The organism is Nostoc sp. (assembly GCF_036917435.1).
GTDB lineage: Bacteria > Cyanobacteriota > Cyanobacteriia > Cyanobacteriales > Nostocaceae > Nostoc.
Genome location: NZ_JBALDM010000013.1, coordinates 1 through 22967, shown reverse-complemented (window position 1 = coordinate 22967; position 22967 = coordinate 1). Strand labels below are relative to the sequence as shown.

Below are 22967 nucleotides of genomic sequence, written 5' to 3'. Positions count from 1 at the left end.
CCCACTGCTAGCCAGTGTCCTTAGCTGTTTGGGAACTTCTGACACACTTGCTATTTACAGGTGTGGGCAAACGCAGCGATTAAAGCTGGAATGAGCAATTTGGACAAGGGGATAATTGCCCCTAGTCGGGTACTCAGACAACAAAAACCCACTATAGTCTTGATTTAAGAAGAATATACTGTTGAGATATTCCTGAGTTTTATCTACGTTCTTCATTTCCCCTCCAAAAAGCGCGTTAATTTGCTGACGCAGCTCTAGACGGTGTGTTTTAAATCCACCCGACTATTTATACTCTCAGTGATATCTTAGATATCCTAAGACTGAGGGAACGATCCGCACCTTGTCGGTTTTGAATCAGAATCACTTCGTTTTGCTGGATTGTAATCACAAGGCAATTTCGTTTAAGGATTTTGTATAGGTTAAATACACAGAAGCCGATCTTGTGCAAAACTCTAGCTCAACCTGGTTTAGAACGGTTAGTCATGTGTGGAGAGCATCCGCTTGTAGAGATTTGGAGGATGGCCAAGCCGATAACATCACGGAAAATTAGGCTCAGAAATTTTATGTTCCTTCCTTTATCATTATGGCGCACGCAAAATGTTTTTGAGGGAATAATATTACCATATTTTCCCTTCCTAGAGTTTTATTTTTTTTAGCACAACCGAATAAAAGAGATTCAAACTCACTTTATATTGACAGACCGAATAGTTCACAGGCATTCTGGGTGGTTTGATGGGCGATCGCTTCTACTGTCTCTTGACGCAGTTTAGCTACTTGCTCGGCTACATAAAGCACGTAGGCAGGTTCGTTACGCCTTTCACCCCGTTTCGGAACTGGGGCAAGAAATGGGCAGTCTGTTTCAATCAGCAGGCGATCGCTACTTACCATCGCCGCCGAGGATTGGATCGCTTTGGCGTTTTTGAACGTTACCGTCCCGCTAAAGCTGATGTAGAAGCCTAAATCGAGAAACCATTGAGTTTCTTCTGGCGTTCCTCCCCAGCAATGCATAACACCCCGCACTCTTTCCCCTTTGAGTTCCCGCCATTTTTGCAACACTTCTCTAGTTGCCACAGCAGCATCACGACAGTGGATAATTACTGGTAAGTTGAGTTCAGATGCGATCGCTAACTGTGACTCAAATACCATCAGCTGATGCTCATAGTTATCAGCTTTGTAAAAATCCAGTCCCATTTCCCCAATTGCTACTACATTCGAGTCAGAACTAGCTAAAGTTTTGATTTTCTCGGCTGTTTCGCTATTCCATTTATCAGCATCTAGAGGGTGTAATCCCACGGCAAAGCTGATTTCGGGAAACTCGTGGGCGATGGATTGGATGCTGGCAAACTCATCGGGGTGAACACAGGAATGGACTAAATGTACTACTCCTGCTTCTTGCCACCGCGATCGCACTGTTGCTAAATCTGGCTGAAAACTATCAAAGTTGAGATGAACGTGCGTGTCTACCAGTTGCATTCTTTGTTCTTTGTCGTTAGTCATAAAATTGTTAGCCTCGATCACGACTAAGGACAAATGATCATCCGGGTGAGTCTTTTTCCTGTGCTAGCCCCTATGCGATCCCCAGATACGATCCAGAGGGAAAACACGCTCACTACTTCTTTTAATTGGCATAAGCAAAAGCAGTTGCTCATGGGGCAACTCTGCCCTAGACGGGCTAAAAGGAATAGAGCAAGGGTGTAGGAACCCTCTAGACTACACCAGATTGGCCTGAGCAATTGGCGTTTTATGCCAATTACGACAACTTTAAGAAAGTTTGTAACTCAGCTAGCTACTGAGTTACAATAGCGCACTGCCTCAACAATGACTATTCAGATGCTGTTTGAGTTACGGGCTTTAGTTTATGAGCCAATCTCGACTTTTTCCTTGCCCCATTGTTGGCGTGAAGGACACCCCGTTTGACTGCTTTATCAATTTTGCCGTAAGCCTCGGACAATCGAGCCTCTGCTTCTTGTTTTAATTCTGGGCTAGGATTAGCTGCATAGACAGCTACAGCACTAGAGTATTTCTTCATCAGCGTCTTAACTGCTGATTTGTAAGCTTTGTTACGCAGTCGGTTACGTTCTGCGATTTGGGCACGCTTGAGAGCAGACTTTGTATTCGCCACAGTCAATTCCAAAAATACTATTAATATGTACACACACTACTAGACTTACTAATATAGCATCCAAATTGCCAATGTTATAATTTCCTAAAAAAATTTGCTATTGAACAATAGTTCTTCTTCTCGTGCTTCCTAATCTCTGCCGTCAATTGAGGAAATGCGCTAAAATACAACTTAATTATCAAATAAAATTGTTACCATAACAACTCACCACCACCTGATAAAGCGGTCTGATTGCCAATGTAATCTGTCCTGAAATTTAGGATGTATTTTCAAAGGCAAAGAACTGTAAACAGCTAAATTTCGGGGTTTTCAAGTATAGAAGCGGTACTGTATAATGTCTGTAAAGATATTAGTTACTGAGAAGTTAGGAAAAACCGCCTGAAAATCCGGGGGATTTGGATGTGTAAGCACACCGCCGGGACTCTGCAAAGAGTTAAGGTTAAGGGTATAAGGGGTAGTGGGAAATGGCACGCCTACTTCCTGCCGCTAGCCTCTAAGGGTTGTCGGACTGAGCAATTAAGTCGCCTTCTTAAGGAAACCATTTGCTGGCAACCTTGAGAGTATCAAAAAAATCCAGGTTAAGCTAGAGAAGAGAATTAGAGTCAGCTTGCACACCCCAGTGGGTCAAGAGCAATACTAAATCTCAGGTGTGAATATTATAATTATTGGCATTGTCCTTACTCCATGCTGCGAATCATCACTCAGCAGGCAGACGTTAGAGCAGAACTGCAACGGATCTGCGATCGCACCCATGACGAACAGGTGCTTCACAAAGAAGCAACGGTACGCGAAGTTTTGCAAGCAGTGAAGCGCCAAGGCGACAAAGCTGTATTGCATTACACAGCCGAATTTGACAAACAAACCCTGAAAGCAGAAGAACTTCGAGTTACAGGCTCGGAACTAGATGCAGCCTATCAGCAGGTGTCAAAGGAGTTGTTGGGCGCACTTCGGCTAGCTTGTCGCCAAATTGAAGCGTTTCATCGTCAGCGAGTACCAAAAAGCTGGGTACACTTTGGCGATGATGAAGTAGTGCTGGGCAAACGCTACACCCCCGTCGATCGAGCGGGGTTGTATGTGCCTGGTGGCCGCGCCGCCTATCCTAGCACAGTGCTGATGAATGCAATTCCGGCTCGTGTTGCTGCTGTACCCCATATAGTGATGGTGACACCACCAGGCCCAGGGGGTGCAATTAACCCAGCAGTCTTGGTAGCTGCCCAAGAAGCAGGAGTACAAGAAATTTATCGCATTGGGGGCGCACAAGCGATCGCTGCTTTAGCCTATGGCACAGAAACGATTCCGAAAGTGAACGTCATTACTGGGCCTGGTAACATTTATGTCACCCTAGCGAAAAAACTTGTCTATGGCACCGTTGGCATTGATTCTTTGGCAGGCCCCAGCGAAGTGCTGGTGATTGCTGATGAAAGTGCTAATCCGGTGCATGTCGCTGCTGACTTGCTAGCCCAAGCCGAACACGATCCAATGGCGGCAGCAATTTTGCTGACGACAGATGCGGCTTTGGCGAAAAACGTGCAATTAGCCTTGGAAAGACAGCTAGTGGATCATCCACGGCGAATAGACACAGAAAAAGCGATCGCTCATTATGGGTTAATTGTCCTTGTAGAATCACTCGAAGCAGCAGCAGAACTCTCAAATGAATTTGCCCCCGAACATCTGGAATTAGAAGTAAAAGACCCTTGGGCACTCCTACCACAGATTCGCCACGCTGGGGCAATCTTTTTGGGTTACTCAACGCCAGAAGCTGTGGGAGACTATTTGGCAGGGCCTAATCACACCTTGCCAACTTCTGGCGCTGCCCGCTATGCCTCGGCGTTAGGGGTTGAAACCTTCCTGAAACACTCCAGTATTATTCAATACTCCCAAACTGCGCTGCAAAATGTGGCTGGTGCCATTGATGTGCTAGCAACGGCAGAAGGCTTACCTTCTCATGCTGATTCAGTTCGCCGCCGAGTTCAGCAAGAAGAGTGATTTGGAATGGTTAATATTTTCTAAGACTATTGACAAAAGCAACTCACGAGGTAGCCAATAAATTTTTTGCTACCCTGTTTTAAGCCTTTTGGCGGGCATCTACTAGACATTGCCCGCCTATTGTGCTGAGTTCTTAAAAAAGAAGTTGTGTTTGTAGTTAGCCAGTGAACAGTTTTAGACGCGGGTTAGTGTCTCAAAGAACTGGCGAAAATATCTTCCGGGAAAGCATTAGCGTCAAAGTTGGGTGAAACCGATTTATGGCATAGCCTCGAAGTATATATACTAAATAGGCAGATGGAAAAATAATTTAGTGTCCCTGCCAACAAGTTTTGCTACATACTAATGTAATGAGTCTACTTTTATTAGGAGACGAGAGCGGTGCTAAAAAATATTTTGGTAGCTCTGGATGGTTCGGAAATTGGAGAACGAGTAATTCAGAGTTTAGATAATTTGGCATTGTCAAAAGATGCCAATGTTATCCTCTGTCATGTATTTCCCACGGCAGAGTCAGAAATGGAACTACCTGCTGATCATCCTCAACCAGAGTCCTCAACATTTTCTTATTTCCAGTTGGAAAAACAGTTGCAATCCTACCAGGAAAAATTATCAGTCACAAGTGAGTTAGAATTAGTAACTGGCGATCCTGCTGAAGAGATTATTCGCCTTGCCAATATTTACAAAGCTGACTTGATCGTAATTGGTAGTCGGGGGTTGATTGGGATGAAGCGAATTGTCCAGCGTTCTGTTAGCAGTCAAGTTGTGGAAGAAGCGAATTGTTCGGTGTTTGTTGTGAAGCCAAATTAGAATCAGATAAAGGCAAATCAAGCGATCGTGCCATGACTACAACCCCAGCAGTTACTAAACGACTTACCTTTGAAGAGTATCTAGCTTATGATGATGGCACTGATACCCGCTATGAACTGGTTAATGGAGAACTAATACCCATGAGTCTGGGAAGTGGGCAACATGGGGCGGTAACAGAATTTCTCAATGTTTGCTTTCGATCAGAAATTCTCCGACTAAAGTTAGATTGGACTTCTAAACAAATGGTTATCGGTGTTCGTTCCCCCCGTGCTGGCAGATGGGATACATCGAGAATTCCAGATGTTGTTGTGATGCCATTATCTCAGTGGCGGGAGTTGAGAAGCCGAGAAGCGGTTATTGAACTCAATGAATCACCTCCTTTGCTGGTTGTAGAAGTGGTCAGCGAATCTACAAAAACTGTAGACTATCGAGCCAAGCGAGTTGAGTATAACGTTTTAAATATTTCAGAGTATTGGATTGTCGATCTATTAATCAACAAAGTAACTGTCTTCACATTAATAGAAGAATTATACGAACCAGTAGAGTTTGTTGGTTCTGAACAGATTAAATCTCAAACTTTTCCAGAGTTAGAATTAACAGTTGAACAAGTCTTAACAGCTGACGATTAAAAGTAATTTAAGGATTTAAAAAATCTAATTCAATTGCTCATCTGGAGTCTAAAACTTGATTTGACTAAGTTTGTATAAAATAGGAGGATAAATTTGGCTGAGGTTTTTATGAGTTCCCGCCGCATTCTCCAAGTTGGTGAATCTTATAGTTTTAGCCGATATTTTGAATTACCTTTCGCAATTGATGATATTTTAGCTGAATTAAATTGCACTATTGAAAGAAAAAATCTAACATTACCTGAATCATCAGAAATTTTAGATATCCAATTCTTACAGCAGCAACTTCGCCGTAATTTTTCTCATGTTGATTTAGTTAATGAAACTACGAGGCGGGAAGCTTTAATTAGTCCAATTTTGTTTGAAGTTTGCAATTTAACTAATCAGAGACTAAATATAGAATATTCTATTGCTGTCAATGATTATCTAAAAGGGACTCTCGACTACTACATTGCAGCGCCTCAAAATTTATTAGTCATTGAAGCTAAACAATCAGATTTAGTTCGAGGATTTACTCAACTCGCTGTTGAATTAATAGCACTTGACCAATGGACTAAATCTACATCCGAACTTCTATATGGAGCAGTTACGACTGGTGAAGACTGGCGCTTTGGGGTTTTTCATCGTGCAAATCGTCAGGTGACTCAAGACCAGAAACGCTATCAAGTTCCAGAAGACTTATCTGTATTGGTAAAAATTATTGTAGGTATTATTTCTGGTTCTTGAACTGGGGATTGGAGACGGAAAGAATAACCAATGCCCCAATTCCCAATCCCTTCAACTCCAGTTAATTCAACGTCCTTGAGTTGCCAGAAATTGACGCAAGCTCAACAAATTCAGGGTTTGACCCAAATTCAAGGGCAAAAGTGAAACTCCTTCCAAGCGCGATTGCACCCAGCCTTCTCCCCAGTACCATTCGTGAAACCCGTCAATACCTCCACTGAGTAGCAAGCGGAGACAGTTGGATTTTATAACCTCTACTTGATGATGAATCGAGACTGGACCAGTCCAGGATGTAAACTGAAATCCTGGAAGTAGTTCTTCTGGCATTCCTGGCGCAAAGCGTTGTCCTAAGAGCCATTTTTGTAGTTGTTCTGGATGCAGCAGACTGTTACGAATTGCATCTATTGGCGCTTCAATTTCGATCCGTAGTTGACTTTGTTGAAAATTACCTAGCATTTTTCTAAGATTGCCTAAAGGTGAGACATTACTATTTCTAATATTGCAAATAGAATCAGCGATCGTTACGGTGTCACTTTTCTAGCAGCAGAGAACTTAGAATAGAAAAAGTGAACTTGTTAAGAAATGTAAGGTTATTCATGGCGGATCAGTTAATTCGTGCAACAGCAGCCGAAGGTGGAATTCGTGCCGTAGGTGTGATAACCACACGTTTAACAGAAGAAGCACGGGGGCGACACAAGCTTTCTTATGTAGCAACGGCAGCACTGGGTCGGACTATGGCGGCGGGTCTGTTAATGGCTTCTAGTATGAAGCGAAGTGGATCAAGGGTCAATGTCCGAGTAAAAGGTGACGGGCCTTTGGGTGGCATATTGGTAGATGCTGGGTTAGATGGTACGGTACGCGGGTATGTGGGGAATCCATCTGTGGAATTGCCTCCCAATGCCAAAGGTAAGCTAGATGTTGGTGGTGCAGTTGGTGGTGGCTACTTATACGTTGTGCGGGATATCGGTTATGGTTATCCTTACTCTAGTACTGTAGAACTAGTTTCTGGCGAAATTGGTGATGATGTGGCTCATTATCTGGTGAGTTCCGAACAAACACCTTCAGCTTTAGTTTTAGGTGTGTTCGTGGGAGCAGGTGGAGTAACTGCGGCTGGAGGATTACTAATACAAGTGTTACCAAAAGCTGCTAGAGACGAAGCTTTAGTAGAAACATTGGAATCACGAGTCGCTGGTTTGGCAGGATTTACGCCATTATTGCAAGCCGGGAAGAATTTAACTGAAATCTTTAGTGACTTGTTGGGAGATATGGGACTGGAAATTTTTCCCGAACGGCAAATGCTGCGGTTCCATTGTGGTTGTTCTTTCGATCGCGTTTTAGGGGCACTGAAGATTTTGGGAGAAGCCGAACTACAAGATATGATTGTTAAAGATGATGGTGCTGAAGCAATTTGCGACTTCTGCGGCAATGTTTATCAGGCAAGTAGCGATCAGTTAGTTCAACTAATTGCCGATTTGCAAGCTGAATCTACTGTTTCAGGATAAAGTATAAACTAGCACTGATTTTTTAGATTGTTAATGGTACTCTGTGGAGAGAGATAATCAAAAAAGTAGCTTTTTAATCATGAGAAAGTTACTATGTCAACAATGGAATTATCAACCTAAAACAGAGCGCTATTCAATTATTTTGGTGTGAGAGATGACAGACCGGGATATTCCAGATAGTTGGTCTTCAGCCGATGATAGAGAGCCAGATCAAAACAAAAGATTATCCCGAACAGAACAATTCGGTGAAACTCAGCCCTTTGATGTCCCAGCTACTGGTTCTAACTCCAAGTCAGTGAAGCGGCGAAAAAAAAACGATAAAGAAGGATTACCTATAAATAGTAATTCAGAAGAAACTGCCCAACTCAGTAGTAATTCTGGGAAATGGCCACGCTGGATGAAAAGCTGGACATTATGGCTGGTACTACTAATGTTGATTCCTGGCAGTGTAGGATTATTGGCAATGGCAATGTTGCTAAAGTTGCCATCTGCCCCTAATTGCCCCTCGATTTTCTGGCCGCTAGCTAGTGCTTCTGTGCGGTTACACTGCGCTCAGTTAGCGGCTTCTAAGGAAACAGTGAACGATTTATTGCAAGCGATCGCTCTGGTGAAGGAACTACCATTAAATCACCCGTTGCATGGAGAAATCGATCGTTTTATTGAAGAATGGTCACGGGATATTTTGAAGCTAGCCGATCAAAGTTTCCAAACAGGGAATTTAGAGGAAGCGATCGCAACTGCTCGCAAGATACCCGAAGATTTGGCAGCTTATAAATTAGTCGATGAACAAGTTGACAAATGGCAAACAATCTGGTCAAAGGCAGAAGCCACATACAACGGTGCGATCGCAGAAGTAAAGGAGCGACGCTGGCAATCGGCATTCATGTTATCCGCCAAAATGCTGCGTGTAGATAATCAATACTGGGCGGGTACTAAATACGATCAATTGAATCGTCTAATTGCCACAGCACGAGAAGATGGCGATAAGTTAGGAAAAGCTGAAAGTTTAGCAAACAGCAAAGTTGTCGATAATTTAGTGGAAGCTATCAAGCTAGCTGAGTCTATTGGGCAAGAAAGTTACCTTTATCAAAAAGCTCAGGAAGCGATTCCCACATTTGGACGCAAAATGCTGGAATTGGCACAGGCAAAACTAGACAAGCGGGATGCCGATGAAGCCCTGAATATTGCTAGACAAATTCCAGAGAGTGCGAAACTACAGGGCGAAACAGATGACTTTATCGCCATAGCTGACGCGAAAAGGAGTGCTTGGATCGGTAACGTTTCTGGTTTACAGGCTGCGATCGCTCAAGCACAACAAATCGATCCTTCTAGACCAGTGTATAACGAGGCCCAGCAACTGATTGCTAGTTGGCAGTTGGAAATTGAAGATGTTGCCAATCTAGAAAAAGCGAGAATATTGGCAAGCCAGGGAACAGTCCCGAATTTAACAGCTGCGATCGCTCAAGTGGAACTCATTCCTGCAAGTAACCCCCGTGCGACAGAAGCTAGGCAAGAAATCGGTCGCTGGCAGGCCCAAGTGGAGACGATTGAAGACCAACCTTATCTAGACCGCGCTGAACAGATTGCAATATTTGATGATATCAATTCCTTGCAAGCTGCGATCGCTCAGGCTAGCGAAATTCGTAGAGGTCGGGCATTATATCCAGAGGCACGGAAAAGAATTCGTACTTGGGTAGGAAAAATTCAGCGAATTCAAGACCAACCCTACTTGGATCAAGCACAAGAACTGGCTCAGAGTGGAAATCTCACTGCCGCCATTAGTGCAGCTCAACAAATTGCCTCGTCGGGCAGGGCGCTTTCACAAGAAGCACAAGCTGCGGTCAATGACTGGGAAGGACAAATCCGCACCAAAGAAAATTGGAAAAAAGCCCAGGAAGTTGGCGCGGCTGGCACAACAGAAGCTTTAGTTGAAGCAATACGACTGGCAGATCGGGTTTCAAACAATAGCATCTTACGTATGGATGCGAATCTGGCTATTGACCAATGGAGTCAGCAATTGTTAGAAATAGCACGCTCTCAGGGTCAGTCTGATATTGCTAGAGGGATTGATATTGCAAAATCGATTCCACGTGGTAGTGCTGCTTACAGTGCAGCGCAAGAGCAAATTAAGACTTGGCAGGATTTTCTGAATCCTAAACCTGAACCTCAGCCCCAGACTGAATCTCTACCATTTCCTCAATCAACTACTACTCCTAATGGGCAGTAATATCGTTATTCACGATTCAGTTAAAACCTTTAAAACCTTTTGATTCAGCATTTTATAAAGTGTGTTAGGACTTATGCAAAACTATACTTGGTAGGGGCAATTCATGAATTGCCCCTACAGAAAATCAGGGTTTTGACTATTATTTGGGTAAGTCCTTTCTATATTAGGAATATAGGGGTGTAATACCAATTCTGTATGAAGATGCGCCAAACTATATGAGGAACGAACCGCAAAGGACGCAAAGGACACAAAGAAAGAAGAAGCCAAGAAAATTTGGCACAGCCTCATAAAGAAATGGTATAAGCAGAAACTTTCCTAAATGAGTCTCACAATATTTTTAAGTGGGGTAGCATAGCTAGCTGTGCTACCCTACGAAAATCTATTCACCCCATTCTTTAATTACAGAAAATAGCGATGAATAATCATCATCACCAAATGACATTTTCACGGCTGTTTGCAAAATTTGCCGCACACCTTTAATACTGCTGAGATCCAAACTTCGAGATTTCGCTTCAGAGATAAACAATTCTGTATCTTTGAGCAAGTGTTTTGTCGGGAAATTTGGATCGGCATAATTACCATCCAACATCCTTTGTAGTTTTTTGTCAAAGGTAGCTGCGTAGAGTGGACTATCGCGCAAGATTTGCATAAACACATCTACATCGACACCCTGACGCTGGACAAAAGCTAGACTCAGAGCAAAGCTAGTTGTCAGGGAAGCTATTAGTTGATTTAATGCCAATTTAAGCGCCGCAGCAGATCCCACTGGGCCTATAAGTAAAGGTTCTGTCCCAAAATTCTGGAGTAACTTTAAGTGCCGTTGATATTGTTCTGGCTCTGCCCCTACCATAACACTCAACTTGCCAGCTTTTGCTTCTGGGATACTCCCTAATACAGGTGCTTCTAAATACTCACCACCACCACCAACAATTGCATCTCTAATTTCCTGGCTTTCTGTGGGCGTAATTGTTCCCATTTGGATAATTGTGCGCCCTTCTAGGGTTTGCCAAGCAGTATCTGAAAGCAACACATTATAAATAGCCGGAGCATTAGTAAGCATGAGGATTATGCACTCAGCAGCACGAATAGCGTGGCGGGGATGTGTAGCAATTTCAGCCCCAGCTGCTTGTAATGGTGCTAATTTTTCTGGGGTGCGATTGTAGGCAACTAGCTGTATATCTGCGGCTAATAACCTTTGAGCCATTGGTAGTCCCATCAGTCCAGTTCCCAGAAATGCCACCTTCATTTTTCACGTTCCTTTAATACAGCGTCACCGATAGCGAGTTTTTAAGCGTCACAGCCCATTGGAACATCGCGTTTGTATTGTTTGATTCAAATTTAGTTGGGAAGTAGTTATTAGAAACTTTTAAGATACAATCCTAAATCTCAGTTTCTCTACTCCCTATTGCGACTCTCTAACTCTGGCAATCAACCACCGGCGGCAAAAGTCACCATAATTATCACTGAAAGTAAAATACCAGGGGTAAGTAGTGTTACTAGCATTAGCAGGTCATGAGTTGACATAATTATTACTTTGGTAGTGTGTTTAACTTTACAGTATTCACTGTTATGCTAGTCTAAATAAGACTGATACTGCATTCTTAAATAGAGTTTTAACTTTTCAAATATACCTTTACTCTGGCAGAGTCAATCCTTTTAGAGGTTGAGAAATTTCTGTATCGTTCAGACCTTTGCTCTGAATCAGGACTCCAAAGCCTCCTAGTCCTGTGGGATCTATAAGTTGTTGTAATGCGTCGCGGCGCTGTAGTAAGTCCGAGAGGGGTTGCTTTTGATAAGAAAGGGCTGCAATACGATCGCCTAACCCCAACGCCATCAAAAATAATCCCTGTTGGATAAAACCAATATTCTTTAAATTGTACTTCTCGCCCCAGCGTTCCAAAGCTGTAAAGTCAATATGGGCAGTGATATCTTGTCGCCCAATATTAATATAAGGGTTGTCATGGAAACGATGCTGGTAATAGCACTGTAATGTTCCTTGCGATCGCCTGGGATTATAGTAACGGCTGGCGGGGTAGCCATAATCAATTGTTAACACATAGCCGCGCTGCAAGCGGTCTGCTACTATACTCAACCAGTCACCAGCCGCTAAATTAATTTCACTACGGTAGCCATCTGGATATGCACCTTGGGTAAAGTTCATTTCCACTAAGTCTAAATATTCTCCCAGTTGGGGGGTTGAAGGTTCTCCTGTGACTTCTACAAATGATGGGCATTGAGCATGGGGCATGGGGCATGGGGCATTGGTTTCTTTTTCATTCTTATCTGTTGTCACATAAATTTCTCGGAGTTCTCCGGTTTTTAGGATGAATTGATGGACGGGGAACGCATCTACTAACTCGTTGGAGAAAAAGCAGCCTGCGATCGCATTTGGTGGTATGTCTTCTAGATTGCACCAACGTACGGGTAAGTCTTGTAACCGTTGCTGCTGTTCTTGTCTTAACGTTGGAGACTTTTCAACAATGATGTACTCCAGTCCGGTAAAAAAATCTGGATAGTTCTGTTGATGATATTTAAGGATATGTAATGCTAGCAGTCCTTGACCTGCTCCCATTTCTACCAGAGAAAAGGGTATAGGTTTTCCTAAAATTTCCCACATTTGGAAAAATTGTTCTGCTAGTAACTCGCCAAAGTCAGTACAGAGGTTGGGAGAGGTGAAAAAATCGCCACCTTTAAAGCCAATTTTGAGTGCATCGCTGGAATAGTAGCCGTATTCAGGATGATATAATGCCATATCCATGAATTCGGCGAAAGTAATTCGTTGCTGGGGACTGGTGGTAATATGATTTGCGATCGCTGCACACAATGCTGGATTTGAATCCATAAAATTTGAGATTGGGGAGAAAAGAAAATAATTGAATTATGAATGATGCAAAACAAAATTCATAATTTCCCTGTTCAGCATCTATGCCTGTTAACCCGGAAGGGAAAGATCAACTTTATTTAGAACAATTTTTACAGCATCTATAATGACATCAGGTTGATCTACCCAGACAAAATGACCACTCTCACTTGCTTGAAGTTGAGTACAGTTTGTTGATAACTTCAGCAACTCTACGTGCATTTGATTCCGCAATTGGTTAGCACCTTGCAGAGGAATAAAAAGAGTCCAGAAAGAAGGTTTGAAAAAAGAATTTGCTTTGATATTAACTATAGGCAGATCACCAAATTGGTTAGCTATGATAACCTCGCGTCCACTAGCACTCAGATTTAACATTTCTCGGCTCATTGTAATCCAGTGTTTAGGACGGCAAAAGGAACGTTTTATGTAATTAAGTGAGTGATTAGGAAATCTACTTAATTCCGGCTTCAGCAGTTCAAATACTTTGCAGATCCTCATTAATCGAATAATACCAAGTATCGAGCCTAGAATAGACATGAAAAAGCCAGATATAAAAAATAGTTTCAATGCTTGTAACTGAAAAGACATTTTGAGCATTTCAGTTTCATGCAGTCCGTCTGTGAGTACCATTCCAATCACCTTCTCAGGAAATCGATGGGCATACAGTCGGACATTGTAGCTACCAAAGGAATCTCCTATCAAAATGTAGGGCGGTTTAATTCCTGCTTTGGTAAGCAGTGTATCTAATTCTGTCACAATTTGATTGCTGGTTCGGGGATGTGGGCTGCGATCGCTCCATCCATAACCTGCTCGATCATAAATGCATACTCGTCCTAGCTTTGCCAATTCTTCAACTAAAAGATAGCCCTCAATTCCTCCTAAACTGTGGTCTAGAACAATTGTTGGACTAGCTTCTCCTGCAATGTAGAGGTGTAGACGATATCCACCCACATCAAACATTTGACCAGGGGGCGGCTTTTGATCTTCAAACCAGCACGCGATCGCTTGATAAATTGTTGTAAAAACTAGTATCAAAGCTCTATTATCCATCATTAATCATAATTAGTAATTGCTGAGTGGTTTCGCTAACGTAATTCGTAATTCAATAGGCGTTGATACCACCGTTTCTATAAACCACTTGTTTTCCCCATGACAAAACATAATTACGTTAGCGTAGCGGTAGCGAGTCTACTAGCGTTATTACGAATTAGGAATTGTTTAATACCGGGTTTCAGCCTGAGTTGACACTGTTAATACTTGTGGTGGTGTGGCATCCGGTGGATAGAGAAAGTCTACTTCTACTAAGGAGCGATCGCCAGCTTTCATCTTTAATGAAACTAACGGTTCCCCTGACTGACCTCTCTTTTGCACTAAATGCACAAACTGAGTTTGTGGCTTACCTTGCTCATCTTTGTATCGTACCCGAACTGTCCCTCGGAAAAATACTTCACGGGCTGGTGTACTCAAAAAGCGTAACCCTGGTTTGCCTAACTCATTCTCCTTGAGTGGGGTTTGTATGGATACACTCACAGTTTGAGAAGTTTGAGTATTGTTGTATAGCGGCAACTTGAGATTATATTGAATTCCATAGTTGCCATGAGCGCGATATGCAGTGTCGGGATAACGCACTAGCATAGTAGCACTTTGAATTTGACCAGTTCCTAATGTACCGTCGTGCAGGGTACTCAGAGCATAAGAAAACACTTTACCCGGCTGGGGAATAGTTAGATACCTAGCTTTAGGATTATCTACTAATAAGGCTCTCCATCGTGAACCACCAGCCACTCCAGCAACCCGCCCATAAATTATCGGCTTGCCAGGTTCCTCTAGGGGAGTGGGGGCTTTATCTCGTGGCCCAGCTAAATCACCATTATTTAGTAAATTCTGCCATTCTTCTAAAGTAGGCGATCGCTCACTGCCATCAGGATTAACCCGTGCAAACATGGCGAGGCTAGCTGCATAAACATTGCCATTACTTTGCAATCGGATCAATGTAGATCGCCCATTTAGAGGTGGTGTCAATCCCTGTACAGGAATTGGTAAATTTAGTAACATCCGACTTTGCTTTGCTGGAATCTCAATTTGGGCAGGGAAAATCTCTTGTCGTAGTCCCCTCAACACATCAGACATGACGCGATCGCCTGGCCCTGCAAAAATTGTCCCTAAAGGATTTTGGCTAAAAGATGGTAACTGAATAAATGGTGCATCCGGTTGACTCAAATAACTCGCCGCCTGCCAAATATTCACTTTCACTGTTTCCAAACCAGGGTTGTGCAAAATTATCCCTAAATAGAGCGATAGCAAATTTTCTGGAGGTTCAGCCCTAGCAACGTGATGGGCAAAAATATCAAATCGTCCTCGAAAGGGAAAATTTAAATGCGCTGTCGGGACTTTTTTGCCATCTGGTGGAAAAGTGGAAAGTAAAATTCCTTCTTTCAACACCAATTCTGGACTATTGCTGTTAAAGGTTGGTACTGTATCCAATTTACCTGGCAAAGGACGTACTTCTTGTGGTTGTACGACTTCTTCAGGTGATAGTGTCGCAGGAGTTGATTGAGCGATTGGGAAAATTAGTAACAATGGCAACATATACTTAGATATTTCTTTTACCATACAGACATTAACAACTTGATAAAAGTGCCAGTTTGTTAATAATTAATACGAAATCACAAGAATCCCCATCAAATTTTCTTGGTTTAGAACCGGGATATGGATAAAAAGACAACGGATCGTGAGTTGATTTTGGTCTAAGTAGTCCAAGAATGAATAGTAAAGACAAACTTACCACAGTCATGGTTAATCTGAATTGCCGCTTCTTTCCACACCAATTTTTCTATCGGGATTTCTACTTTATCTACAGCTAGCAAATGCTTCTACACTTAATTCTGTAAGGATTGCAGCCTGTCCACAACAGATGATGTATTCAGGTTGAATTGCATTGATTTTTTCCATCACCTAAGTATTGGCAAGTTGCATATCTACGGGTAACTGGCGTAAAAAACTTAAGTCATCTGGTATCAGATCGAGTTTGGTAACTTCAAGTAATAAATCATCAGAAGAATTCGACTGTTGATCTTTTAGGCAAATGTCAAAATAAGTTAATAGAATTCTTTTCTTAATATCAAATATTATTTAGAATAGAAAAACATAGAAAAACCCTCCATTAATAAATTTACAAGGAGCAGGTGAATGCCAGTAATTGCGGTCGTAGACTATGAGATGGGAAATTTGCACTCAGTCTGCAAAGGCTTAGAAAAAGCTGGAGCAAGACCTAATGTTACTTATTCTCCAAAGGAATTAGAGCAGGCAGATGCAATAGTTTTGCCGGGAGTAGGAGCATTTGATCCAGCAGTGCAACACCTGCGATCGCGTGGTTTGGAACAACCTATTAAAGAAGCGATCGCATCTGGTAAACCTTTCTTAGGAATTTGTTTAGGATTGCAAATTCTCTTTGAATCAAGTGCAGAAGGTACTCAACCAGGACTAGGAATTATCAAAGGAAAAGTACGGCGCTTTCGTCCAGAACCTGACATCACTATTCCTCACATGGGTTGGAATCAGCTGGAAATGACTCAGGAAAAAAGCATTTTGTGGGAGCATTTACCGTCTGATCCTTGGGTATATTTTGTCCATTCTTACTATGTTGACCCAATAGATCCGTTAATCCGTGCAGCAACCATCACTCACGGTACTCAAACCGTCACAGCTGCGATCGCTCACGAAAATCTGATGGCAGTTCAATTTCACCCCGAAAAATCCTCTAATATCGGATTGCAAATCCTATCTAATTTTGTTGCTCAAGTCCGCGAAAAAATTCCTGCCTAAACTGTTTTTGTCATTTTTTCTTTGTCTTTTGTCTAAAACTAATGACCAATAATCAATGACTAATGACCAATGACTAATAACCAATGAGCCTGAGAATTTACGGTAATCGCCAGCTAAAAACTTTACCAGGGAAAGAAACTAGACCTACCAGTGCGCGGGTAAGAGAGGCAGTTTTTAATATTTGGCAGGGAGAAATTGCAGGTTGTCGCTGGCTAGATTTGTGCGCCGGTACTGGTTCAATGGGTGCAGAGGCTTTGTGTAGAGGAGCTAGCCTAGCAGTCGGTATTGAACAATCCAGCCGAGCCTGTGCCACCATTCAACAAAATTGGCAGCAGGTAGCTAATGCCGAGCAAGAATTTCGGGTATTGCGAGGAGATATTACGCAGCAGTTAAAGACTTTATCAGGCAAGCAATTCAATAGAATTTACTTCGATCCACCTTATGCCAGTGGATTGTACCAGCCAGTATTAGAAGCGATCGCTCACCATCAACTTTTAGATCCTAGTGGCGAAATCGCAGTTGAACACGCCTCACAAGGTTGGACACCGCCAGAGATTCCCTCTTGGGAAATTTGCCGCGAGAAGGTTTACGGCAACACATCACTTACTTTCTACAGAATTCGGAGTCAGGAATCAGGGGCAAATAAAGGAGATGAGGAACAATATAACTCCTAACTCTTCACTCTTGACTCCTAACTCCTAACTCCTAACTCAGCACTCACTACTTGCTCAACCGCCCAACTGATTAGGGCGCTTGTATTGCTTATAGGCAGCGTAAAAGAGTCCAGCGAGGGTGACGAAAACTAGACCAAGGACAATACCTGATAGCAGGGGTTCAACCACTGGAAATCTCCTTTTTGTAATTATTAAATATTCGTTGCCTATTTTTGATTTTACCAAATTTAGTATGAATCCTGCGCCCTACAGACTTTTTGCAAGGCAACTGCTCACAAGAAAATAGTCTTCTGTGCTTGCAGACACAATCAAGAACTTTTAAGCTATGTGTAGGAAAAGAAAACTTTTTAGCACACCTAGACTTTTACCGCAAACCTCTTGGATAACCAGATTACCAAACCTGAAATTTTGATTCAGCGCATCGTTTTATTGACGCTGGCCATACTGCTATCAGTCCCTTTGGGCTTTTTTGGTGTTCAGTTGGTTCAAGCCTCCGATCCTTATGTCAAGAGTGTTTTATCTCTAACAGGAAACCCAGTGCAAGGACACGCGATCTTTCAAATTAACTGTGCTGGTTGTCATGGTTTGGAAGCAGACGGGCGAGTAGGGCCAAGTTTACAGGCTGTTTCCAAGCATAAATCTCAATATGGATTGATTCATCAGGTGATCAGTGGCGAAACGCCACCAATGCCAAAATTTCAGCCTAGCACCCAAGAAATGGCGGATCTTTTGAGCTATTTAGAGTCGTTGTAGATGTTAAATTTTTTGGGTACTGGATACATATTAGTAGATTTAAAGTTGGGTATTTTACCCAGGCTAAGTTTCAAAGCCAGGAATAAAGCGTGTTTTACTTCTGTTAGCAGGGCATAGTTTGTCAGAAGATTATTACTGTGAAGAAGTGGGGGTGACAAATAACAAAACAGGGATGTTCAAAATTAACTGCGATTGCTGGAACCAAAATGTTGCAATCTTGAGATAATGAAGCATTAAAAGCAGATCGTGCTTGTAGCCGTGAACGTTTAATGGCACTGTATGAGATATGTAATGGAAATAACGCAACACGAGTAAGTAGAGAAACACTACCTAACGCTCAGACAATCATAGAGTGCGAAAAACTACGGGTTTCAACTTAGACGAGGTTTAAACTGTATATTTTAAAGTGTGTAATTATTGAAAAAGTGAGGTTACTGTACTTATTACTTATCTCGGTAAGATTAAGACAAAAACTCCCAGTGAATGGGCTACGGTTTAGCTTCTTTAACAAACTAGATATTCTTGAGATGTCCGAAAGCTAATGACTGAAGCGATCCAAATCGGTAATCGTACAATCACAGCGAGCGAACTGATTTCCTTGCTGGCAAGTTACCAAATGCTGCCGCAGTTGCAGCGAGAATTGATCATTGATGAGGCGATAGAGCAAAACTCACACTCTGAGAAGGTAGTAATAGAGTGTACACCTGAAGAAGTAGCCCAAGCTAAACAGCAGTTTTACGCTGAAAAACAGTTCAAAAATGAAGAAGACATCCACGTTTGGATTACAGGTCAAGGGCTGACTCCTGAACAACTAGAAGTTATTACCACTCGGAAGCTGAAAATTGAAAAATTTAAGCAAGCCACTTGGGGTAATAAACTAGAATCCTACTTTTTTCAGTCCAAGGCAAAACTAGACAAAGTAATTTATTCCCTACTGCGAACCCACGATGTGGGAATAGCCCAAGAACTTTACTTTCGGATTCAGGCAAAAGAAAACTCTTTTGCTGACTTAGCGCGGGAATACTCACTCGGTCCAGAAGCTCAAACTGGTGGGTTAGTAGGCCCGATTGAACTGAATGTACTACATCCAGTAATGGTGCAAATGCTCTCAAGCAGTCAACCAGGTCAGATATTGCCCCCTACCCGTATTGCTGACTGGTTCGTGATTTTGCGACTGGAAAAATTTATTCCCGTACAACTCGATGAATTTATGAAAGTACGCCTGCTGAATGAACTCTTTGAAGCCTGGCTACAAGAACAGCAAAAGCAAATCATGTCTGCACCATTGGGGGAAGTGAGGACACAAGGACAGGAAAAGGGCAATCAAGCTTTAACCTAAGTGTGGGAATCAACTCCCATACTTGACTATAATCATCATTCTTGAGGGCAAACTTGCCTTGAATATCCAGTTTCAACATAAGCGAAACTGGATATTCAAGGCATTTACGGCTGTTATGAGGTACGGTAGCAGCAACTAGCAAACCAGTTTCTTAAATGTTGAGGATTTATTAAGTCGAGTGCAACTGAGATTAGTTTATCAACCATTACTGTTGTAGTTGGAGCGAAACTGCGTAAAAAAGATTTAAATTGTGACCACCATAATTCAATTGGATTAAAATCGGGAGAGTATGAGGATAAACCAAAAGTGTTGAATGTTAAGAAAAATCCCATAAAAACAGCCCAAAATATGTTAAATTTTGGGCGGAAGATTAAAGTATATCTATTTGATAGTGATTATAAATTAATTTCCCAAGATTGTCAAACGTATCTTGAAAGGACTGCCAAAAAACGATTATCCAGTATTGAACAGTCGTCTGTTCTTCGAGTGCTGGCTATCTGACGTTATGGATAACAGCTTAACAAGTATGCGAGATTTATTTAACAGATTAAACAACACAGGATTCGAGGTAGATATTTCTACTTTCTCTAAAGCAAATTTACATCAGAACCAAAAATCCTTTCAATAAATTTACCAAAAATTAAATGAATTAGTACAGAAGAAAGTTCAAAATAAATTACACGATAAATATGCGATTTGTCCAATTGATTCAACAATTATTACTTTGACCAGTAAATTCTTATGGGTACTAGGTCATCATCAGGTAAAACTTTTTAGTTCTCTAAATTTAGCTACTGGAAGTCCATCGGATAACTTCATAAATTTTGGACATGACCATCATTATAAATTTGGTTCTAAAATGATGTCTAGTTTACCAACAAATGCTGTTGGGGTAATGGATAGGGGAGGCAGTGCGTTGGGCGGGTTCCCCGACTTGAAGCAACTGCCGTGTTTTGCCGGATTAAAATTTATCCAAGAATTAGTACAAGAAAACAAATATTTTGTTTTGCGGATAAAAAATAACTGGAAGTTAGAATTTGAAAAGCAAAGTGGATTAATTAAAGTTGGTGCATCTGATGATGCTCAAGCCTATAGGGTGATTAATTTTTGTGATTTAGAAACGAAAACTGAATAACGATAAGGTAACTAATTTACCAGCATCAGCAGAGGCTGCCGTTAGTGATGATGAAATCAGAGATATTTATCGATTACGTTGGGGAGTTGAATTGTTGTGGAAGTTTTTAACCCACATTCCGCACTTCAATTTGAAGTACAAATTAATTACAGTTAATGAAAACGCAAAAAATTAGGATAATTAAGAAAATAATACTCAACGAATCTGATTTTGAAAAAAAATAATCAAATATAAAATATTTTCTACATCAAGTAGTTTATCTAAGCAACAAAAATTAGAGGAGCGATTATTTCCCCTTTGAATATTAATAAATTGTCACTTTATTGTGTTGTTGTTGTTTAGATTAAGAGATTAGATAGTATTTTTGACAAGACAGTGGGAGAAAATTCAAAATAAAATTGCGTTCTTGGGTTAGATTAACAATTTGATTAACTCCATTCAAAGTCAAAATGTGAATCCCTTGAAAGCATTGAAATATCCATTTTAATGTGGGGCACTTCGTTAATTTACCTAGTTGATTTTTAACTCCGATATTGGCTCTTTTTAAACTATTCCTTAGTTCCCTCTGACCGAGATTATAAACTAATAAGCACAAAGATATTAAAAATAACATTGTCTCGATTCTTTCAGGATTTTCTACAAAGAAACTATCAGTGAAAAATAAAGGATTTTTCAGAAATCTAAATCCTCTTTCGCAAGACTGCTGATTTTTATAATTTGTAATAATTTCTGCTGGCTTTAATTTCTCATCTTCAACTAAATTAGTTGCTAAAATAAATCTTCCAGCTTCTTTTTTTGATCATCCTTATTTCTTTAGCAGCAAAAATACTTATCATCCCACCTTCTGTGCTTCACTTTGTAACATCCTAAGATAACCAAATATAGCGATCGCTATAAGCATCGTCCAGCCAACCATTGCCAGTATTAATACTGAATAACATGAACATTTTTGGTAACTATTTTTGTCTTATTTGTAATACGCTTTGAAGTGCGGAAGATGGGTTTGAATTAAGGTACTCCTCAGCATCTAAAATCCAATGTTAATGACGTATTCCAGCAACCTCACTGATGCAGAATGGGAAATTTTTGAACCCTTATTACAAGATATCTTACCGACTAAGAAGCAGACTCGACCGACCAACTGGAAAAAGCGAGAGATATTCAATGGAATTCTCTATCAACTGAAAAATGGGTGCAATTGGCAAGACTTACCCAAGGATTTTCCCCCTTATTCCACCGTCTATTGGCACTACAAACAGTGGCGAGCGGCTGGGGTATTTGAGGAACTGATGAGTGTCTTACATGGGAAAGTGCGTGAAAAGGTAAAAAAAACCGCACTGGACGACGTTGATCATCATTGACTCCTAAGCGGTGAAAAATACCTGCAATGCCAGTGTGGAGTCGAAAGGTTTTTGTTTCTACAAAGCGACTAACGGTATTAAAAGGCATCTGGGTATTGACACCATTGGGTTTCCCTTCTTTACGCACTGCACTCGCGCCAATGTCTCAGATGATGCCGGATTAAAAGAGAAGTTTACTCTCAACATCGACTATTTCAAGTCAAAACCTCTCGATATTCCCAAGATTACTATCCTGCTAGATCATGGATATCACCCAGAATATTTGACTCAGGAGTTAGAGCGGATTTACCCGGAGATCATGACCAAAATTCAGTTTCAACTTTCTACGAAACCCTCAAAACAAGAGAAAGCAGCAAAAGGAAAGTCTGGATTTGCTCCGGCAATTGCCAGATGGGTGATCGAACGCTCCAATGCTTGGATGGAGCGTTGTAAAATTCTGGTTAAGAACTTTGAACGAACCCTGGTTGGTTCCACTGCCAAACTCAACCTCTGCTTCATCAGGTTAATGATTAAGAGGCTTGCAGTTCCTTCTTAAGATGTCAAATGGGTTCTATAGATGGCAAGACAATTAGGGGTTCATACGACCGAAATCAAGATAAATCAGCACTACATGTCATTAGTGCCTGGTCGAGTACACAACGTCTAGTTTTGGGACAGATGAAAGTAGAAGATAAATCCAATGAGATTACCGCTATTCCTGCATTATTAGAATTGCTAGATATTACAGGAGCTATAATCACCATTGATGCAATGGGGACACAAACAAAGATTGCCAATAAGATTATCTACAAAAAAGGGGATTATGTCCTGGCACTGAAAGCTAATCACCCAACTCTATACAATCAGGTTCAACAATGGTTTGAAAACGCTTCTCAAAATCAATTTCAAGGGATTGATGAGGGATTGATGTCAGTTATGACCAACCCATTGAAAAAGCGCAGATTAAATTATCTTTCATCAATGGATTAAATTTAGAGATTACTGAGGCTAATGTAATATCTAGAATATTTGTCGTTTTTTTAGGATTTAA

At 41.4% G+C, this 22967-nt stretch carries 20 protein-coding genes and 4 pseudogenes; 14 read left to right on the top strand and 10 right to left on the bottom strand.

Annotation, left to right across the window (positions count from 1 at the left end; translation table 11 throughout):
• Positions 1 to 687: 687 nt before the first annotated feature.
• Positions 688 to 1473 (bottom strand): TatD family hydrolase, encoded by a 786-nt coding sequence (locus V7K98_RS05835; RefSeq protein ID WP_335020000.1) that lies wholly within the window; start codon positions 1471 to 1473, stop codon positions 688 to 690.
• 349 nt (positions 1474 to 1822) lie between these two features.
• On the bottom strand, positions 1823 to 2122 hold the full coding sequence (gene rpsT / locus V7K98_RS05830) for a 30S ribosomal protein S20 (protein ID WP_335019877.1): 300 nt from the start codon (positions 2120 to 2122) through the stop codon (positions 1823 to 1825).
• A gap of 684 nt (positions 2123 to 2806) precedes the next feature.
• Between rpsT and hisD the strand changes: the two genes are divergently transcribed.
• From hisD to V7K98_RS05810, 4 genes are all read left to right on the top strand, one after another.
• A complete protein-coding gene (hisD, locus tag V7K98_RS05825; RefSeq protein ID WP_094330482.1) occupies positions 2807 to 4108 on the top strand; it encodes a histidinol dehydrogenase in 1302 nt (433 codons plus the stop codon).
• Between the two features lie 378 nt (positions 4109 to 4486).
• The gene (locus V7K98_RS05820; RefSeq protein WP_335019876.1) at positions 4487 to 4912 is read left to right on the top strand and encodes a universal stress protein; all 426 of its coding nucleotides are present in this window, start codon (positions 4487 to 4489) and stop codon (positions 4910 to 4912) included.
• A gap of 32 nt (positions 4913 to 4944) precedes the next feature.
• Positions 4945 to 5541, top strand: a complete 597-nt coding sequence (locus tag V7K98_RS05815) for a Uma2 family endonuclease (protein ID WP_335019875.1) — start codon at positions 4945 to 4947, stop codon at positions 5539 to 5541.
• Positions 5542 to 5649: 108 nt separating this feature from the next.
• Entirely contained in the window at positions 5650 to 6264 is a 615-nt protein-coding gene (locus tag V7K98_RS05810; protein ID WP_335019874.1) for a hypothetical protein, read from the top strand.
• Positions 6265 to 6330: 66 nt separating this feature from the next.
• On the opposite strand, the gene V7K98_RS05805 is transcribed toward V7K98_RS05810, so the two are convergent.
• Positions 6331 to 6717, bottom strand: a complete 387-nt coding sequence (locus tag V7K98_RS05805; protein WP_335019873.1) for a hypothetical protein — start codon at positions 6715 to 6717, stop codon at positions 6331 to 6333.
• Between the two features lie 140 nt (positions 6718 to 6857).
• On the opposite strand from V7K98_RS05805, the gene hslO reads away from it, so the two are divergent.
• Together hslO and V7K98_RS05795 are read left to right on the top strand one after the other, a co-directional pair.
• On the top strand, positions 6858 to 7763 hold the full coding sequence (gene hslO, locus V7K98_RS05800; RefSeq protein ID WP_335019872.1) for an Hsp33 family molecular chaperone HslO: 906 nt from the start codon (positions 6858 to 6860) through the stop codon (positions 7761 to 7763).
• A gap of 154 nt (positions 7764 to 7917) precedes the next feature.
• Complete coding sequence (locus V7K98_RS05795) at positions 7918 to 9990, top strand: chromosome segregation ATPase (RefSeq protein ID WP_335019871.1); 2073 nt, start codon at positions 7918 to 7920, stop codon at positions 9988 to 9990.
• Positions 9991 to 10369: 379 nt separating this feature from the next.
• Here the strand turns inward: V7K98_RS05795 and V7K98_RS05790 are convergent, their stop codons facing one another.
• The 5 genes and pseudogenes from V7K98_RS05790 to V7K98_RS28870 all read right to left on the bottom strand — a co-directional run bounded on the left by V7K98_RS05790 (position 10370) and on the right by V7K98_RS28870 (position 15970).
• Positions 10370 to 11236, bottom strand: coding sequence for an NAD(P)-dependent oxidoreductase (locus V7K98_RS05790; protein WP_335019870.1), 867 nt, complete (start codon positions 11234 to 11236; stop codon positions 10370 to 10372).
• A gap of 387 nt (positions 11237 to 11623) precedes the next feature.
• Positions 11624 to 12832 carry a class I SAM-dependent methyltransferase gene (locus tag V7K98_RS05785; protein WP_335019869.1) on the bottom strand — a complete coding sequence of 403 codons (1209 nt, stop codon included), beginning with the start codon at positions 12830 to 12832 and terminating at the stop codon, positions 11624 to 11626.
• 90 nt (positions 12833 to 12922) lie between these two features.
• Positions 12923 to 13903, bottom strand: a complete 981-nt coding sequence (locus V7K98_RS05780; protein WP_335019868.1) for an alpha/beta hydrolase — start codon at positions 13901 to 13903, stop codon at positions 12923 to 12925.
• A gap of 165 nt (positions 13904 to 14068) precedes the next feature.
• Positions 14069 to 15439 carry a DUF3370 domain-containing protein gene (locus V7K98_RS05775; RefSeq protein ID WP_335019867.1) on the bottom strand — a complete coding sequence of 457 codons (1371 nt, stop codon included), beginning with the start codon at positions 15437 to 15439 and terminating at the stop codon, positions 14069 to 14071.
• Between the two features lie 31 nt (positions 15440 to 15470).
• Positions 15471 to 15970 (bottom strand): annotated as a pseudogene (locus tag V7K98_RS28870) (peptidase C15).
• A gap of 69 nt (positions 15971 to 16039) precedes the next feature.
• Between V7K98_RS28870 and hisH the strand changes: the two are divergent.
• Both hisH and rsmD read left to right on the top strand, forming a co-directional pair.
• On the top strand, positions 16040 to 16675 hold the full coding sequence (hisH, locus tag V7K98_RS05770; RefSeq protein ID WP_335019866.1) for an imidazole glycerol phosphate synthase subunit HisH: 636 nt from the start codon (positions 16040 to 16042) through the stop codon (positions 16673 to 16675).
• Positions 16676 to 16758: 83 nt separating this feature from the next.
• On the top strand, positions 16759 to 17349 hold the full coding sequence (gene rsmD, locus V7K98_RS05765; RefSeq protein WP_335019865.1) for a 16S rRNA (guanine(966)-N(2))-methyltransferase RsmD: 591 nt from the start codon (positions 16759 to 16761) through the stop codon (positions 17347 to 17349).
• 54 nt (positions 17350 to 17403) lie between these two features.
• Here the strand turns inward: rsmD and petG are convergent, their stop codons facing one another.
• Positions 17404 to 17517 carry a cytochrome b6-f complex subunit V gene (gene petG / locus V7K98_RS05760; protein WP_063721252.1) on the bottom strand — a complete coding sequence of 38 codons (114 nt, stop codon included), beginning with the start codon at positions 17515 to 17517 and terminating at the stop codon, positions 17404 to 17406.
• Between the two features lie 210 nt (positions 17518 to 17727).
• Between petG and V7K98_RS05755 the strand changes: the two genes are divergently transcribed.
• The 3 genes and pseudogenes from V7K98_RS05755 to V7K98_RS05745 all read left to right on the top strand — a co-directional run.
• Positions 17728 to 18102 carry a c-type cytochrome gene (locus tag V7K98_RS05755; RefSeq protein WP_163928961.1) on the top strand — a complete coding sequence of 125 codons (375 nt, stop codon included), beginning with the start codon at positions 17728 to 17730 and terminating at the stop codon, positions 18100 to 18102.
• 541 nt (positions 18103 to 18643) lie between these two features.
• Entirely contained in the window at positions 18644 to 19441 is a 798-nt protein-coding gene (locus V7K98_RS05750) for a peptidylprolyl isomerase (protein WP_335019864.1), read from the top strand.
• 415 nt (positions 19442 to 19856) lie between these two features.
• A pseudogene (locus V7K98_RS05745) lies at positions 19857 to 20739 on the top strand (IS4 family transposase); the annotation flags it as partial.
• A gap of 180 nt (positions 20740 to 20919) precedes the next feature.
• Here V7K98_RS05745 and V7K98_RS05740 read toward each other — a convergent pair.
• Positions 20920 to 21369, bottom strand: a pseudogene (locus V7K98_RS05740) (IS1634 family transposase); the annotation flags it as partial.
• A 244-nt stretch (positions 21370 to 21613) separates the two neighbouring features.
• On the opposite strand from V7K98_RS05740, the gene V7K98_RS05735 reads away from it, so the two are divergent.
• The 3 genes and pseudogenes from V7K98_RS05735 to V7K98_RS05725 form a co-directional block, all read left to right on the top strand.
• Positions 21614 to 21937, top strand: a complete 324-nt coding sequence (locus tag V7K98_RS05735; RefSeq protein ID WP_335019863.1) for a transposase — start codon at positions 21614 to 21616, stop codon at positions 21935 to 21937.
• Between the two features lie 10 nt (positions 21938 to 21947).
• Positions 21948 to 22472 carry a transposase gene (locus V7K98_RS05730; protein WP_335019862.1) on the top strand — a complete coding sequence of 175 codons (525 nt, stop codon included), beginning with the start codon at positions 21948 to 21950 and terminating at the stop codon, positions 22470 to 22472.
• 17 nt (positions 22473 to 22489) lie between these two features.
• A pseudogene (locus V7K98_RS05725) lies at positions 22490 to 22802 on the top strand (ISAs1 family transposase); the annotation flags it as partial.
• Positions 22803 to 22967: the final 165 nt, after the last annotated feature.